The sequence below is a fragment of the Pontibacter sp. BAB1700 genome (assembly GCF_000277005.1).
In the GTDB taxonomy this organism is placed as follows: Bacteria; Bacteroidota; Bacteroidia; order Cytophagales; family Hymenobacteraceae; genus Pontibacter; species Pontibacter lucknowensis.
Genome location: NZ_AKIS01000158.1, coordinates 1 through 15,290, shown reverse-complemented (window position 1 = coordinate 15,290; position 15,290 = coordinate 1). Strand labels below are relative to the sequence as shown.

Annotated in this window: 15 protein-coding genes; 5 read left to right on the top strand and 10 right to left on the bottom strand. The window is 49.6% G+C overall.

Going from position 1 to position 15,290, the window contains the following annotated elements; all coding sequences use genetic code 11:
- The first annotated feature begins 206 nt into the window (after positions 1-206).
- Together O71_RS17100 and O71_RS17095 are read left to right on the top strand one after the other, a co-directional pair.
- On the top strand, positions 207-1,253 hold the full coding sequence (locus tag O71_RS17100; protein WP_007659349.1) for a hypothetical protein: 1,047 nt from the start codon (positions 207-209) through the stop codon (positions 1,251-1,253).
- A complete protein-coding gene (locus O71_RS17095) occupies positions 1,183-2,856 on the top strand; it encodes a gliding motility-associated C-terminal domain-containing protein (protein ID WP_007659348.1) in 1,674 nt (557 codons plus the stop codon). Before O71_RS17100 ends, O71_RS17095 begins: the two co-directional genes overlap by 71 nt.
- A 42-nt stretch (positions 2,857-2,898) precedes the next feature.
- Here O71_RS17095 and O71_RS17090 read toward each other — a convergent pair whose 3' ends face one another.
- Positions 2,899-3,423 carry a DUF421 domain-containing protein gene (locus O71_RS17090; RefSeq protein ID WP_007659345.1) on the bottom strand — a complete coding sequence of 175 codons (525 nt, stop codon included), beginning with the start codon at positions 3,421-3,423 and terminating at the stop codon, positions 2,899-2,901.
- Positions 3,424-3,696: 273 nt separating this feature from the next.
- On the opposite strand from O71_RS17090, the gene O71_RS17085 reads away from it, so the two are divergent.
- A complete protein-coding gene (locus O71_RS17085; protein ID WP_155800980.1) occupies positions 3,697-4,152 on the top strand; it encodes a DUF2975 domain-containing protein in 456 nt (151 codons plus the stop codon).
- A gap of 83 nt (positions 4,153-4,235) precedes the next feature.
- Positions 4,236-4,457 carry a helix-turn-helix transcriptional regulator gene (locus O71_RS17080; RefSeq protein WP_007659340.1) on the top strand — a complete coding sequence of 74 codons (222 nt, stop codon included), beginning with the start codon at positions 4,236-4,238 and terminating at the stop codon, positions 4,455-4,457.
- Between the two features lie 174 nt (positions 4,458-4,631).
- Here O71_RS17080 and O71_RS17075 read toward each other — a convergent pair whose 3' ends face one another.
- Together O71_RS17075 and O71_RS17070 are read right to left on the bottom strand one after the other, a co-directional pair.
- Entirely contained in the window at positions 4,632-5,009 is a 378-nt protein-coding gene (locus O71_RS17075; RefSeq protein ID WP_007659338.1) for an SRPBCC family protein, read from the bottom strand.
- A gap of 151 nt (positions 5,010-5,160) precedes the next feature.
- Positions 5,161-5,529 (bottom strand): methylglyoxal synthase, encoded by a 369-nt coding sequence (locus tag O71_RS17070; RefSeq protein ID WP_007659336.1) that lies wholly within the window; start codon positions 5,527-5,529, stop codon positions 5,161-5,163.
- A gap of 173 nt (positions 5,530-5,702) precedes the next feature.
- Between O71_RS17070 and O71_RS17065 the strand changes: the two genes are divergently transcribed.
- Complete coding sequence (locus tag O71_RS17065) at positions 5,703-6,509, top strand: DUF1206 domain-containing protein (RefSeq protein WP_007659334.1); 807 nt, start codon at positions 5,703-5,705, stop codon at positions 6,507-6,509.
- 8 nt (positions 6,510-6,517) lie between these two features.
- Here the strand turns inward: O71_RS17065 and O71_RS26635 are convergent, their stop codons facing one another.
- The 7 genes from O71_RS26635 to O71_RS17030 form a co-directional block, all read right to left on the bottom strand.
- Positions 6,518-7,015 carry a pyridoxal-phosphate dependent enzyme gene (locus O71_RS26635; protein WP_007659333.1) on the bottom strand — a complete coding sequence of 166 codons (498 nt, stop codon included), beginning with the start codon at positions 7,013-7,015 and terminating at the stop codon, positions 6,518-6,520.
- A complete protein-coding gene (locus O71_RS26630) occupies positions 7,012-7,722 on the bottom strand; it encodes a pyridoxal-phosphate dependent enzyme (protein ID WP_255345409.1) in 711 nt (236 codons plus the stop codon). Before O71_RS26630 ends, O71_RS26635 begins: the two co-directional genes overlap by 4 nt.
- Positions 7,723-7,784: 62 nt before the next feature.
- Positions 7,785-8,690: a LysR family transcriptional regulator gene (locus tag O71_RS17055; protein ID WP_007659329.1), complete on the bottom strand. Its 906-nt coding sequence runs from the start codon at positions 8,688-8,690 to the stop codon at positions 7,785-7,787.
- A gap of 69 nt (positions 8,691-8,759) precedes the next feature.
- Positions 8,760-9,005, bottom strand: a complete 246-nt coding sequence (locus O71_RS17050) for a hypothetical protein (RefSeq protein ID WP_007659325.1) — start codon at positions 9,003-9,005, stop codon at positions 8,760-8,762.
- 117 nt (positions 9,006-9,122) lie between these two features.
- Positions 9,123-11,855 (bottom strand): trehalase family glycosidase, encoded by a 2,733-nt coding sequence (locus O71_RS17045; RefSeq protein WP_007659323.1) that lies wholly within the window; start codon positions 11,853-11,855, stop codon positions 9,123-9,125.
- Between the two features lie 485 nt (positions 11,856-12,340).
- The gene (locus tag O71_RS17035; RefSeq protein ID WP_007659321.1) at positions 12,341-13,513 is read right to left on the bottom strand and encodes an aldose epimerase family protein; all 1,173 of its coding nucleotides are present in this window, start codon (positions 13,511-13,513) and stop codon (positions 12,341-12,343) included.
- Between the two features lie 21 nt (positions 13,514-13,534).
- Complete coding sequence (locus O71_RS17030) at positions 13,535-15,109, bottom strand: alpha-amylase family glycosyl hydrolase (protein ID WP_007659319.1); 1,575 nt, start codon at positions 15,107-15,109, stop codon at positions 13,535-13,537.
- Between the last annotated feature and the right edge of the window lie 181 nt (positions 15,110-15,290).

The window sequence follows — 15,290 nt, the reverse complement described above, 5'->3', positions numbered from 1 at the left end:
CTGTTAAAAATGCAAGTTAGGAAAAACAGATTTGTTTTGCCTTCAATACTTGCCTTGGCTGTTAAAAATCCAGCCTGACAATTCGCAGTTGAAGTAGGTTTTAGGAGAGTGGAGATATTGTATATTTGCAGGACGGTGGCTGCCATACCTTACCATCTATAAGTGCCACCCTGTGTCTCCCTTATTCCTGTTTACGTCAGCAGCTTATGCTTAAAATTTTTACGCTAGTATTATTCATTCTGGGTGTTATCTCTGCTCCCGTATCGGCACAAACAAATAACCCTCCGGAGTGGGAGTGGAACAGCAAAGTTACAGGCATCGCTTCAGGGAGTGGTATTATAGTAGACAGCAAGGGCAATACCTATACAGCTGGCTCTTTCAACAAGAGCGTAACCATCGGGGACACAACCCTTACGAGTGATAAACCTCACGGGGAGGGCTATGTTGCAAAATATGATGCTGCCGGGAAAGAAGTTTGGGTCATCAAGCTTGGAGGTGACGCCAGAAAATTAGTCATGGACTCGCAAGAGAATATTTTCGTCACAGGTGGCTTCGAAGATACGGGCGTATTCGGTTCTACTGTGCTGAAAAGCAATGGGATTCATGACTACTATTTAGTTAAACTGAATAGCGCAGGTCAGGTACTTCGGGCAACAAACACTACGGCGCTGAGCGGCAATGAGGCATCTGCGACCGGTGTGGATGTTGGGATCGATGCAAAAGGTAATATTTATGTAACGGGCATTTTCATCGGAGACATTACATTCGGGAATGTTTCGTTGGCAAGTCAGGGGAGAGATCTTTTTATCTTAAAACTGGATCCATTCGGAAAGGCAATCTGGGCACGTAAAGCTGGTGGGGATGGTTTTGACTCTGTGGGAAGTATTGCTGTTGATGCAACGGGGAATAGCTTTATAACAGGAGATATCAGAGGAACGGCACATTTCGGAGCAATCTCTATTTCATCTGAGTATAGTCTGTCAATTTCTGGTTTTCACCCGGCACTTTTTATTGCTAAATACAACACTGCAGGAGATGTGGTATGGGTAAAAAAAACAGGTAGTAGTGGTACTCACAGTCTCAAAATAGCGCTCGATAAGAACGGATTTATATTCCTGACCGGTTGGTTTAGCGGTCCGGCTAACTTTGCCTCCACTATATTGTATGCCTACAACCAAAGTAATGTTCCTGGCGAAATACGATGCTGCAGGAGATGTGATCTGGGCCCGGGAAGCTGGTGGTTACTGGTATGATTCAGGGTTGGATGTGGCAATCGACAGAGACGGTAACAGCTATGTGACCGGGTTTTACACGCGGCAAGCAACTTTTGGCAATTTTACAATAGAGAATGAAATTGGCAGCAGCTTCTATGCCGCTAAATACAATTCTGAAGGCAAGGTGTTATGGGTGAAACAGTTTGGCTCTCCTAAAGCGGGAGGCAGGGGAAACGCAATTGCAGTGGATGCGTTGGGTAATTGCTATATTACTGGTGGAGGCAACGAGACAGCTTTTGAAGGGATAGACCAGTACGAAGATCGCTCAGACAAGTTTGTCGCCAAACTGGCCTCAGATGCCGACCCTGCCATTCTGACCAGTAACCTGCCTGAACTGGAATACTGTGCTGGCGCAATCGTGCCTGTTTCATTTCTCAAATCCGGTTCTTACGCAGCTGGTAATACTTTCACGGCCCAACTCTCCGATGCCTCCGGTTCGTTTGCCAACCCTGTGACGATAGGTACTGGTCAATCGGCTCCCATTATGGCTGAGTTACCGGCAGGTATAGTGCCAGGCGCTGGCTATAGGATCCGGGTGGTGGCCGGAGTGCCGGCTGTAATAGGCATGGAGAGTAGCATACCTGTCAGTATTGTTGCAAGACCTATGGCGCCTGTTGCTATACCTGCTGCAAGTTGTGGCAGCGGTAACGTGACCCTTGCAGTTTCAGGAGCTCGCACCGGTGAAGCCTACCATTGGTATGCCACCGCCACAGGAGGTGAAGTACTGGCCATTGGCCCCACGTTCAATACACCGGCTATCAACAGCACCACACACTACTATGTGTCACTCGTAAACGGTACGGGCTGTGAAAGTAACCGAACGCTTGTAACGGCAACTATTGATCCTGCACTGAATGTGCAGGCAGGCAGCGATGCTGAACTATGCATAGGCGGAGGTGATGTGCAGCTGACAGGATTTAGTCCGGCAGGTGGTACCTGGAGCGGAACTGGTGTAAGTAAAGCGGGAGTTTTTAGTCCCTCCTTGGCAGGTGCAGGAACTCACACCTTGACCTATACCTTTGACAATGGGCATTGCGCGGGTTACAGTACAAAAGTGATGCAGGTTACGCCCATACCTGCTATCCAGGCAGGTTTCGAATCGGTTGAGTGCGGTACTGCCGAAAGCCCGTCGGGACTCGCCCCGCTACAGGTAAAATTTACCAACAGTACAAGCGGTGCTACTGCCTACTTGTGGGAGTTTGGCGATGGCACTACTTCGCAGGAATCTGCACCTGGCCATACCTACAATACAATCGGCAACTATGATGTGTACCTGACTACCTTTTATGGCAATAATTGCAGCAACAGGCAGCAGGTGACAACAGTACAAGTAGAGCGCCGGAAGGAGAACGCCAATGTGTTCACTCCGAATGGCGACGGGTTGAATGATTATTTCGTCCTGAATGTATCCTGCCTTCCCCTTGATTTAAAAGTGTTTGACCGGTGGGGAAAACTGGTTTTTGAGCAGGCGGACTATAAACAAAACTGGGATGGCGGAAATCAGCGAAGCGGTATTTATTTCTACCATGCCACCACCAGTAACGGGCAGAATTGGAAAGGCTGGGTTGAGATGATACGCTGACAGGGAAGTGCAGTCAGCAGCTAATGGTAATTCCCCTTCCCATCAGCGCGGGTAATTGCCTGCGTCCTTTAGGGCATTTGGTGAATCTGATTTGATTGTGGGTATAACTGTTATTTCACCGGTTGACTCCAGGATCATCACATCAATTTTGGACAGGTCTTCCTGTCCACCGTTGCGGGCGGCTGAATTGATTTCTTCTATTGTTACGCGTTCTTTTTTAAGGGCTTCATCTATTAGTTCCCCTTTGTAGAGTAATAGGGTAGGCTTGCTGGTAATAAAATGTTTGACAGACTTATACCTCACTGAAAGCCAGGTGATAACATACTGAAGGAATATCAGTAAGAAGAAGGCTAGAACGCCATCTGCAAGCGCCACATTTTTATTGAGTGACACCGAGGCGAGTGCCGAGCCCAATGCCACCGTCACAATGAAGTCGAAAGCATTCATTTTGGAGAGTGTCCGTTTGCCGGATGATCGCAAGAGCAATACCATGGCAATGTATGCCAAAATGGTGATGGTGAATGTTCTGAAGATGCTTTCCCAGTTATCAAAAAAGAATTTTTCCATAAGGTATGTATTCCGTGGTTTCAGGTATAGGGTACGCCCTCTTTTACTTGAACAAGGTCGAACAGTTACGGATAGGCGATAAACCCTTTTAACTTGGAGCTATAATTGCCCCTCAGCCTGGTTGAAATGTGTGATTGGGTTAAACTGTAGCAAATTGATATAGTGCGAATTCCTATAACTGCCAGACCAAAAAAAATTTATTTGAATGTGATAATTATTTATTGTTTTTCAATAAATAATTATTTACTTTCGATTAAACTAAAAGGTGATGACATGGAAAAGCAAAGTAAAACCAGAACCGAGCAGATTCTCCGGGTTATGTATGTGCTATCATGGATCGCATTTATAGGTCTGCTGGTCAAAACAGGAGCCATCCTTGTATCTTATAGTGTGAGTTTAATTCATCCTGAGGCTTCTCACAATTTATACAGAGGCTTGAATCTGCACGATCTAAGGGATTATAATTTATGGTTTTACACGCAGGCTGTCTCTTTCATGGTTGCTTTTTCTGGTATGAAAGCTTATGTCTTTTATCTGGTCATTCGGGCGCTTTCGAAGGTAAACTTGAGGAGTCCGTTTACTCTGGACGTAGCGCATCTGCTCGAGAAAATAAGCTATGTGCTGCTGGGCATTTGGGTGGTGGCGCTGCTGCATAACGCGCAAACAGAGTGGTTTGCCAAAAGGCAAGTGGTATACCTGGATCAGTGGCAACCGAGGGATTTTTTTTGATGGCGGGCCTTGTGTTTATCATATCCCAAATCTTTAAGCGCGGCGTGGAAATACAAGCTGAAAACGAACTAACTGTGTAAGACATGCCTATTATTGTGAATTTGGATGTGATGATGGCAAAGCGCAAAATGTCCTTAAACGAGTTGTCTGAGAAGGTAGATATTACGCTCGCCAATCTTTCTATCCTCAAAACCGGGAAAGCCAAAGCCATCCGGTTTAGCACCCTTGAGTCTATCTGCAAAGCGCTCGACTGCCAGCCGGGAGACTTGTTGGAGTATGGCACAGAAAACACTGAAAGAACCTAAGCCAGTCAGTTTATTAAGCAAGTTTTTCAAAGGTTTCTACAGTTGTCAGGAGGTTAGCCGCCGCATTGGCTTCGTAGTATTTAGCTGTGGGACTTTTAGTGGCTTGTGCTTCTTCTTTCGAGATGTTCTTTCAGGTCTTTCAGTCTTTGCCTTACATTGGATTGTAAATTACTTTTAAAACCCTGTTGCCAATTTGAAGGGAAACCGAAGTTGAAAAGAATATAGAAAAATGACTTCTGTTAAATTTGGTTGTACTTCTTTAAAGGTCCAGGAGCCTAAAAACGATTTGAATAGAAAAGGGCCTTTAGTCATTTTGATTGCTGTAGCCCTTGGTCTGTTAAATGAAACATACTCCGTTACCATTCCAAGTCCATTGTTGGCGATACAATAAGCTTTAACTCCTACCTCTGCCGATTTTGCTCCTTCTATAAGCTCAGCCTTTTTTAGGAAAGTGTCCCATGTCAGCCGCTGCTCATAGTCCTGAGTATAGTCAAAAGCGACTTCAGGACTGCATTTAATCTCAATTTTCTCAGTGAATTTACTGCTACCCATTTAGTCGCTCAAGTTTTTAATTGAAGGCAAAAGACTTATTATAAATCTTTTGGAAATAGGAGAACGGATTTGTGCAGCCGAAGGCCGAAGTATAGCAAAGGTAAAGGCTACACCATGCTGTGGTATCGTTATTATATCTAAAGGCTCCTTCCTAAGCTTCCCGCTCCAACACAATCAAATCAGCCGAGGCCTTATTCAAAGCAATAGGAATGTTGTTGAGTACCGCCGTGCGGATCAGTGTTTGGATGTCGTGCTCGTGGCCGTGTGGGGTTTCTACGTCGATGAAGAAAATCACCTTTTGGATCTGACCCTGAAGCAGGCGAGCGGCTAGCAGAATATCACCACCACTTGGGCCGTGGCCGAAGGGTTCGATGTTCATGTCAAGCAGCTCATTGATCAGCTTGGAAGTGTTAGTCGTCCCGATCAGCTTGTATTGACGCAGGGCCTGTTGGTTCTCTTTTACCCAGTTGAGTAGTTCCGTCTTCTTGTTGTTGTGGGCAATCAGTGCAATGGTTGTCATAAGGTATGATGTATAGCTTGATTCAGTAACGCTTCAGTGCTGTTGCTGTTGAGTTAGTGAAGATAAGCTTTTCACCTTTATAATCTAAATTCTAAACTGAAAGATCATGTCTCTCGTCAAAAGAGCGAGACATCCTACAGCGTCTGATTCAGGAGGAAAGAGAAAGAGTACCCATGACAGTAGACAAAAAGTACAGAAAGATTGCGCAGTGGCTGGCCCGTTACGGTTGTGTATCCATCGGTCTCGTGTATGTGCTGCTAGGGAGCATGGCGATTCTCTCGCTGTTTGGCAGGTCAGAGGACGATGCTGATGAAGAGCGGGCACTGGATTATCTGCTTGAATACACCTTGGGAGAAATACTGGTCTGGGTAGTGCTGATTGGTATGGTCGGTTACATCACCTGGCGGGTATTTGAAGCTATAACCGACCCCTACGAGTTTGGGAAAGACCTGAAAGGTATAGGCAAAAGGGTAGGGGTTGCTCTGAGCGGCGTAGGCTATGGGCTTATTGCCTTCTCAGCTTACGAAGTGCTGAACGGAGGCGGCGGAAACAGTGAAGAGGAACAGCAACTGATGATCGCCAGAATACTGGCCTGGGATGCAGGGCCATGGCTGGTCGGCGCTGCTGGCGTGGTCACTATGCTGACTGGCCTGGTGCAGTTCCAATACGTTATACAGGGAGCCTATAACAAGCGCCTGGATCTGGGCGAACTAGAACAGCATAAAAAGCGCATTATTCACACGCTGGCATGGGCAGGATATTTTGCACGTGGTATCATCCTGCTCGTGCTTGGGTACTTTCTGCTGCGCGGCGCTATCAAGCAAGACGAAAACGCAGTCGGAGACACCGATTCAGCTTTCGATTTTATAGGTGGAGGCACAGTGGGTGACACAGCCTTTTTCCTGGTGGCGCTGGGTACGATCTGCTATGGCTTTTTTATGTTTATCTTCAGTGTGTTTTACAAATTTAGGAGAGACTGATGGGAAGCTTAGTCCTCTGCAAACACACCAGAAAGATTTTCCATGTACTTCTGTCCGGAACCAGTGTTGAGCAGGAGAATCTTTTCATCGGGTGAGATACAGCCCGTGTCGACCAGCTTACGGGTGGCCATCCACACAGCAGCTCCTTCCGGCGCTACAAACAACCCTTCGCTGGCGCCCAGTTCTTTCAATCCTGCTATCATTTCCTGCTCGCTGATGCTGATAGCCGTACCGCCGGACTCCTGCAGTGTCTGCAGCATCAGTTGCTCACCCAATGGGCGAGGAACGGCCAGTCCGTTAGCGATAGTTGGTTTGCCCATGTAGTTATGCGCATTGGCTTGTCTGCCGTAAAAAGTCTCTACCAGTGGACGGCAGTTCTCGGCCTGTACTGCCACCATGCGCGGCAGTTTTATATCCGCCGGCAACCAGCCGATTTTTTTCATCTCCTTGAACGCTTTCCAGATTCCGATCAGTCCGGTACCACCGCCGGCAGGGTATAGGATCACGTCGGGCAGTTCCCAATTGCCTGTTCGGCAATCTCGTAACCCATGGTTTTTTTTCCTTCGATGCGATAGGGCTCTTTTAAAGTAGACACATCCAGCAGTTCGCCAGCGCTGTTAAGCTCCTTTGCCCTGGCGGCGCAGTCGTTGATCAGACCATCCACCAGCACTACCTCAGCGCCGTACCAGTAACATTCGTCCCGGAAAGCCTTTGGCGTATGGCGCGGCATGACCACCGTGGCACGCATACCTGCCTTGGCGCAATAGGCCGCCATTGCCACACCAGCATTGCCGGCTGTAGGTATAATGCAGCCTTCCACGCCATGCTCTTTTGCTTTGGAGATCGCCATACTGAGTCCGCGGGCTTTAAAAGAGCCGGTCGGGTTCTGGCCTTCATCCTTCAGCTGCAGGGAGCGGAGCTCATACTTTTTAGCCAGGTTGTTTAGCGTCAGGATCGGGGTATAGCCTTCGCCAAGACTCACGATGTTTTCTTTGTGCAGCACAGGCAGCATTTCGAGGTAACGCCACATGGTGCCTTCCCGCTTTTGCAGTACCTCTTTGCTTAGCGACTTGGCAAGGTTATACCCAGCCAGCAAAGGCAGCTGGCAGCAAGCCGAAACTGTCTGTTTTTCGAAGGGAGAATATTGTTTGCCGCAGCCTGAGCAGGATAATGTGCTGAGGTGGCTTACTAAGGATTGAAGCGTCGTTTCCATATCAGTATTTACTGCAATTAACACTCCTGATATGACCAAACAAAATAGCTTTAAGGAATAGGCTATTCCATTTTGGAATAATAGCGTTTCGTAAACTGAATGAAATTTTTGTAAGGGAAATTGTTCTCGGTGCCTTTGCGCTGTATGAAATTGAAACTCCTTTTTATGGTAAGTCCGTTGATTGGTACCTGCACCAACTCACCGGACTGCAGTTCTTTTATCACCGCTTGCCGGGGGAGGAAAGAAAGACAGGTATCTACCCGCACGAAGTTCTTTAGCGCTTCGGTGCCACCAAGTCGTATTTTAATGGGCAGCTCATTTAACTTCACCTGCTTCCGCTCCAGCGCCAATTCCAGCACGGCCAGTGTGCCCGAACCTCGTTCACGCAGCGCCAGCGGAATCTCGTACAGGTCCCGGATCTCCAGTTGCTGCTTTTTGAGCGGATTGCGGGAAGAACAGACGGCGATCACTTCATCGGTCAGGAAAGGCGTATAAGTCACGTTGCTCACTTTATTGATTCCCTCTACAATGCCCAGGTCTATTTCGTGGTCGAGCAGGGCTTTGAGGATGTTCTCGCTGTTCCGGTTTTTCAGGTCGAGGTGCACATTGGGGTTTTGTTGCAGGTAGGCCGAGAGCACCGGTGGCAGAATATAAAGCGAGATAGTGGTACTTGCTCCCAGCACCATGTTGACCTGAGGGGAAAAATTCTCACTCAGTTGCTTGAAATTCTGGTAAAGTTCGTGTTGCAGCTGTTTGGCAGAAAGTAGTTTTTCATAAAGCAGCTTGCCGGCAGGGGTAAGCACGACACTGTTGCCCAGCCGCTCGAAGAGGCCGGTCTTGTAGAACTCCTCCAGCGCCTTGATGTGCTTGCTGATGGCGGACTGGCTGATAAAGAGCGTCTGGCTAGCTTTGGTAAAGCTAAGCAAACGAGCCACTTCCATAAAGATCTCGTGTCGGTGAGAGAGCATGTCGCTGCAATGGGTTTCTGCAAGTATAACGAATATGCTGCTGATTTAGCAGATATGCCCAGCTGCAATTTATACCTGCGCAGTCTCGATCTGCTTCACCAGCTCTTCATCCGATACAGTTTCCATCCAGTCCCTGGTCAGTTGCAGCCGCACCGTCTGGGCACCACCGCTTGGGGTGCAGACCACAGTCACTTCGTCGTTGTCACCCGCTGTGATTTCTGCGGCTCTTTCTGCGTCTTCTTTGGCTAAACTGCTGTAAGTCTGCACGCAGGTCCAGGTGGTGTTGTCTGTGCTTGTTACTTCTCTTTGTGTCATCGTTTGAATTTAAAGGTATAGGCTATACTGGCTGTTTGAAAATAAGGTGCAGCTTATACGAAAAAAGCCCCGCCTGCACATGGCAGACGGGGCTTTAATAAGTGAGAACATTTCGAGCTATTGTACCTGGATCAGGCGCAGGTGGTCGACCATGGCCTGGTTCACTTCACCGTTCATGTTCTCGTTTTGTGGCTCAAAGGTAAGTGACAGTTGGTGGGAGCCTTTCTCGAGCTGCACCCATACCTTGTTGGTATAGCCCCAGTCGCTCCACTCGCCGATGCCTCGCTGCGGCAGCACGATGGTGCCGGCCATTTCTTTGCCTTTACGCAGGGCGCGGATGGCTGCTTTGTTGTCAGTGTTGATCGGGCCATTGCCGTTGGCATAGCGGAAGTCTATGGCGTACAAGCCTGCCTGAGGCGCATTTACTTTGAAGGTGATGGTCGTGTTTGCCTTTTTGCTCACTTCCACAAAGCCCTTGCCTGTAAAGCCTTTGTAAGGTTGTTTGGCTGGCGTAGCTGTTGCCTCGGCTTCGTATACCTGTTCCAGTGCGGCAGGGTATACCGCCACCGGCTCGCTGGCAAAAGAGCCAAAGCCTGCTGCGTCCGTTGCGATCACCTGGTACTCAGCATAGCCATCTGGCTTAACCGCTATACCTGTTTCAGTGGTTTGCTGCAGCGGCTTACCGTTTTTGAGCACGGTGTAATTCACCGCGCCTTCTACAGTCTGCCAGCTATACCTGCCATTGGCAAACGTAGCTGTGGGAGCGACAGGTGTTACATGATGGGCTACTTTGTTCTGGCTACCTTTACCGCTTATTTCATCAGCAAGCACGATCTGCACTTTATGCTGACCGCTTAGGCTTGCAGGTATAGCAGCGCCTTCCAGTGGCTGTCCGTCCAGTGTGATGCTGCGGATGCTGTTGCCGAAGCCCTCCATTTGGATGTCAAGCACGGCATTTCTATACCTGAAATTGGTCAGGCTTCGATTGCCTTTATAACTCTCCGGTACAAAAGGTTTGAATACCAGCTGATCTGCCTGAAAATCCATGCCGAAAAGCAGTTTGTAGGTCATGCCCAGGTAGCCTGCCACACTCCACAATTGGCGGTCGGAATTAACCTGCGTGCCCGCATAGTCGCCGTTGCTGGCTACAAAGTTTTCCTTGTTAGTCAGGAACAGAGCAGCAGGCCGGTAGATGGCATTTAAGCTCTCCACGGTAGCGGTTTCATTGCCGGTTTTGGCAGCAGCCAGTGTCCAATAGGCCTGCACAAAAGGCCAGATGCCGTTGTTGTGGTAAGGCGGAATGTTAGGTATCTGCGGGAAAATGCTTGGTACACCAAAGTCATAAACCGGGGTGTTGGCCACAACTCTTTTTGCTCTGTCCGTATCAGCTATGCCAAACAGAACTGTGAGTGCCTCACCTAATGCCTCGGCTCTTGGCGACAGCGACAAGTAGTTGCGGCCGTACAGGTACTGTCCATAATAGCCTTTGTCTTCCTGCCATAACTGCTGGTTTATACCTTGCTTGATGCGCTCGGCCAGTTGGCTATACCTGTCAGCGGCCTGCTTGTCTTGAAGCATGGTCGCCATCTGGCTCAGCAGCACATTGGCCTGATAATGCACGGCGTTGGTACCGAGATTTTGCGAAGCGTAGATATCGGCAGGCTGCATCCATTTCGGGTAGGTCTGCTCGCGCCAATCCAGGAAAGAGGATTCGCCGCGCATCAGGTTCGTGTTCTGGTCGAAGGCGTTGAGCAAATCGTCTTCCATCGAATTGCGGATGATCTCATAGGCCTCCCGCAACCAGTTCTGGTCTCCGGTAACAGTGTAGATTTCCCAGGCTGCCGTGGCCCAAACGATGCGGTCGGTCGAAACAGGGTAAGCACCGCCCGTGCCGGTATCCTGGATGATGCGCTGGTTCTTCACTTTACGCATCAGACTTTTGCGGGCTATCTCCGGCTCAATGGCCGCCAAACCCAGTATCAAGCTGTAGCTGATGTCGCGGGTCCACACACCGGCCCATTCTTTACCGGTACGGAAAGTGCCATCCTCTTCAATGTTCTTCACCACTTCCTCCAGCGTCATGTTGTAGAGTGCGTCGGTCAGTACGTAGTCGGATTTGTACTGCGGGTATTTGTCAATCGGCAGACTCAATTTCCAGTGCGAGGCCGTGAACTTCTCTTCGCGGTGGGCATTCATAGTGAGCGTCACTTCATAAATGCCGTCACCGTCCGGATCCTCCAGTTCCATCCCCTCCCGACTTGCCAGATTGTCGAAGTCCCACGAAAGGGGAGAGGAATTACCGGCGATGTAAACGCCCTTGAAATCATCTTTGTATACCTTGCTGCCATTGTAGGCGGTGTAGAATCCCTGCTTCTCAAAGGCCTGCAGCACTTCGCGCATGTCTACCCGCACGGTGAGCGGTGTGTTCGGTGGCAGGAAAGCCTTGGCAGGTGCCGGCTCCGTTGCTTTGAGTTGCTGTCCGAACTTAATGACAGGCGTTTCGCAACTTCCCTCTTCCTCAGCAAGGCAGATGAACTGGTGGTCCATGCCCGGTGGCATTTCATTGTCCTTGCTGTTGATGCTAAACTTAAACAGGATTTCCGGGGACTGAAATTCGTTAGCCGGGCTTTGGTAACTGGAGGTGATCTCGGTAGGGGAGAGTGCCTTTGCTTCGTAGTTGCCTTGCACCACGCGGTCAGGGTAGATGCTGTAGGCTTGGGATTGCCAGATTACCTGTTCTGTGCTGACTGTTTCGGTGGTCGTGCCGGTGTCGGGCTGTTGTGTTTTGCAGGCGCTTGCAGTTAGAAGGGTGGCTAAACCAAGTGTATATAGGTAATAGTTTTTTTTCATGGTCAATATTTATAGTGTTTTGTGCCTCGCCATGCGGTGCAGCTTATCACAGGTATAGCAACCTGCCTTGTTTCATTGCTTCGCCTGTGCGGCGGGCAGCTTTTGCCCTGGCCGGGCGGGCCTCACTTTTTTCCTTGATGAAAAAATCGAGGGCCCCTACCCCCAGTAAGCAAAAAAATCAAGACGATTTTGAACTCGCTGACCGCTCAAACAAAAAATCGTCATTGGTACACATGGTTAATGCTGTTTGTTTCATAGCCAGCGTGCAAGTTAGTCTTGCTATACCTGCCAGTGGTTTGTGACAGGCACTGCAGAGCTCTTAGCTGTGGATTAATAGCTACCTTATTCCCCTCTTGAGAGGGGCAGTGGTGTGTCTAATCAACAAGAGTATTCTAAAGCTGTTGCTATCTCGCCCAACCCTCCAAATTTGGAGCTGCAAAAAGTCGCCCTTTGGGTTAGGCCTACTCGACAAAGAAGGCGGCAGGTCACTTCACCCCAAACTTATAAACCGTCGTTTCACTGTACTTCTCGCTGGGCCTGATAATGGTCGAAGGGAATCTCTCCTGATTCGGGGAATCGGGGAAGTGCTGGGCTTCGAGGCAGAGGCCGGCGTAGCGGTTGTAGGTCGTGTTGTTGTGGCCGGTGAGGGTGCCATCCAGATGGTAGGCTGTGTAGAACTGAATGCCGGGTTGGGTGGTGTGAACTTCCATCACGCGGCCAGTTGTAGGTTCTTCTACCGTGGCGGCGTGCACCAGTTTTTCGCCTCCGTTACGCACCACGTAGTTCAGATCGTAGCCATAGCCCTGCAGATTCTCGATGCGTTCACCCACTCTCTGCGGTGTGTTAAAATCGTAAGGTGTTCCTTTCACCGAAGCCAATTCACCGGTAGGTATAAGCGTCTCGTCTGTAGCCGTAAACTGATCAGCATTGATCGTGACAATGTGGTTAAGGATGTCCTTTTCCTCACCCGCGCTCAGGTTGAAATAGCTGTGGTTCGTCAGGTTGACCGGTGTGGCCTTGTCTGTCGTGGCTTCGTAGTCGATCTTGAGGGCGTTGAAGCCGGTCAGGGTATAAGTCACTACCACGGTCAGGTTGCCAGGGTAACCTTCTTCACCGTCTTTGCTCACGTAGGTCAGGCGGATCGCATTTTGTTTTTGCAGTGGCTCAGCCTGCCAAACGACTCTGTCGAATCCGGTGATGCCGCCGTGTAGGTGGTTGGGCGTATTGTTCACAGCCAGGGTGTACTCTTCGCCATCTAAAGTGAATTTGCCCTTGGCGATGCGGTTGGCATAGCGGCCGACAATGCCACCAAAGTGCGGATCGTTGGGCACGTAGCCGTCTACCTTGTCAAAGCCGAGCGCCACTTCACCCAGGTTGCCATCCCGATCCGGTGTTTGAATCGAGGTCACGATCGCACCGTAATTGGTAATCTTCACGGTCATGCCGCTGTCGTTGGTCAGGGTATAGAGCTGTACTTCCTGCCCCTCGGGGGCTATGCCGAAAGGTGCTGATTTTATTTCCATCATACTTGTCTGTTCTGTACTGTTGGTTTGCTCTGTCTGACTGTCGTTGCCCGAACATCCCATCAGGCAGGCGGTGCTCAGACTTCCGAGAAGAGCTAGCATCAGTAAGGTACGGCGGCCGTTATATTTTTGCATATTCTTTTTGCTGTTCGTCTTTTATTTAGTGAGAATGATAGAGCTGTAAGCAGGTAGTTGTACTGTGCTGCCGTTTAATTTCGCAGCGTTGTGCTGATGTACCAGTTTACTATGCTCCTGCAGGTTGGCAGGTAGGGTAACGCTCGTGGTATTACCAGATAAGTTATGCAACACAAGCACCGACTCATCGGCCATTGTGCGCAGAAAAGCGCTCACTGCCCTGTTTTGCATATCCACGGGTTCGAGTTCGCCACGTGTCAGCGCATTACTGCTGTTACGCAATTGGATGTAGGCTTTGTAGTGGTTCAGGAGTGAGTTCGGATCTTGCGCCTGCTGCGCCATAGGCTTAACGTTCTGCTCGGTACTGTACTCAGGCGTTACCCAGGTAGCGCGGCAATCGTCGTTTGCTTTTGTATCCCACAGGAAAGGCTCCCGTATCTGCTCGTCCGGCTTTTTGCCCTGCATCCCGATCTCCTCACCGTAGTACACATAGGGAGCGCCCGGCAATGTAAATAGCAACGCCGCTGCTACCTTGGCCTTGTTCAAATCACCGTTTACCTCGCTCATAATGCGGTTCTGGTCGTGATTGCTCAGGATGGTGGCGTCTACAAAATTCGGATTCACTTGCTGATAGGTATTGATGATGCGGTCGTGGTGGATAGCCAGCGAGTCGCCGTTTCCAGTCTTCAGGGCGTCGAGTATTTTCCAGCTCATCTCAAAGTTGAAGAGAGCAGGGAGGCCTTTGGTATAAGGGGCCACAACATCAGCCTCAGCCCATACCTCACCCACCAGGTATACATCCGGCTTTACCTTCTGCATCTCGGCTCTGAATTCCTCCCAAAAAGCATGATTATCCGCTGGTCTGTCATCCGGGAAAATGTGGCGGGCCGCATCAAGTCTAAAGCCGTCCACGCCCACTTCCTCCAGCCAGTAGCGACCGATCTTGTATACCTCCTCACGCACCTTCGGATTGTCGAAGTTAAGGTCGGGCATGCCACCCCAGAAGTAACCGAAGTATTTGTAGTCACTGCCTTTCACCTCGTGCCACTGGTGCACGTTGTGGGAGTCATCACCAGTGGTCTTGCCTTCGCCTTTGGTCTGCGGGTCGTCCTTATGCGCCCACACGTAGTAGTCGCGATAAGGACTTTTCTCGTCTTTGGCAGCTTCTACAAACCAGGGGTGTTGGTTGCTGGAATGGTTCACCACAAAGTCGATTACGACCTTAATATTACGTTTGTGCGCCTCCTCCAGAAAGGTTTTGAAATCTTCCATGGTGCCATAGTCCGGGTGGATGCCGGTATAGTCGGTCACGTCGTATTTGTGGTAGGTAGGAGATGGGCTCATCGGCATCAGCCAAATGCCTTCTATACCTAGCTCTGCCAGGTAATCGAGTTTGGAGGTCATGCCTTTGATGTCGCCGATTCCGTCGTTGTCAGAGTCACAGAAGGACTGCACAAAGATCTCATAGCTCACGCTGTGGGGCCACGTGTTAGCAGTCGCAACAGGCTGGCTGTCCGGTTGGTTTGTAGAGCTGCAGCCCGTCGCCAGGTATAGCGCAGGTATAAGCAGCAGGTGATGCAGGTTTAGTTTTTTCATGGTTGTTTGTTGTTTAAACCTACCCCAGCTCTCCTTTAAGTAAAGGGAAGGGGGTTGGAATGATTAGTTTGGTTATGTTTTTTTTATACCCTCGCTCGCGTCCCGCGAGTGTGAGTTATTTGGTGGCGTCCCGCCACCTGTGCCGGAGGCACACATTACAGCGGCCGGAGTCCGCATGATA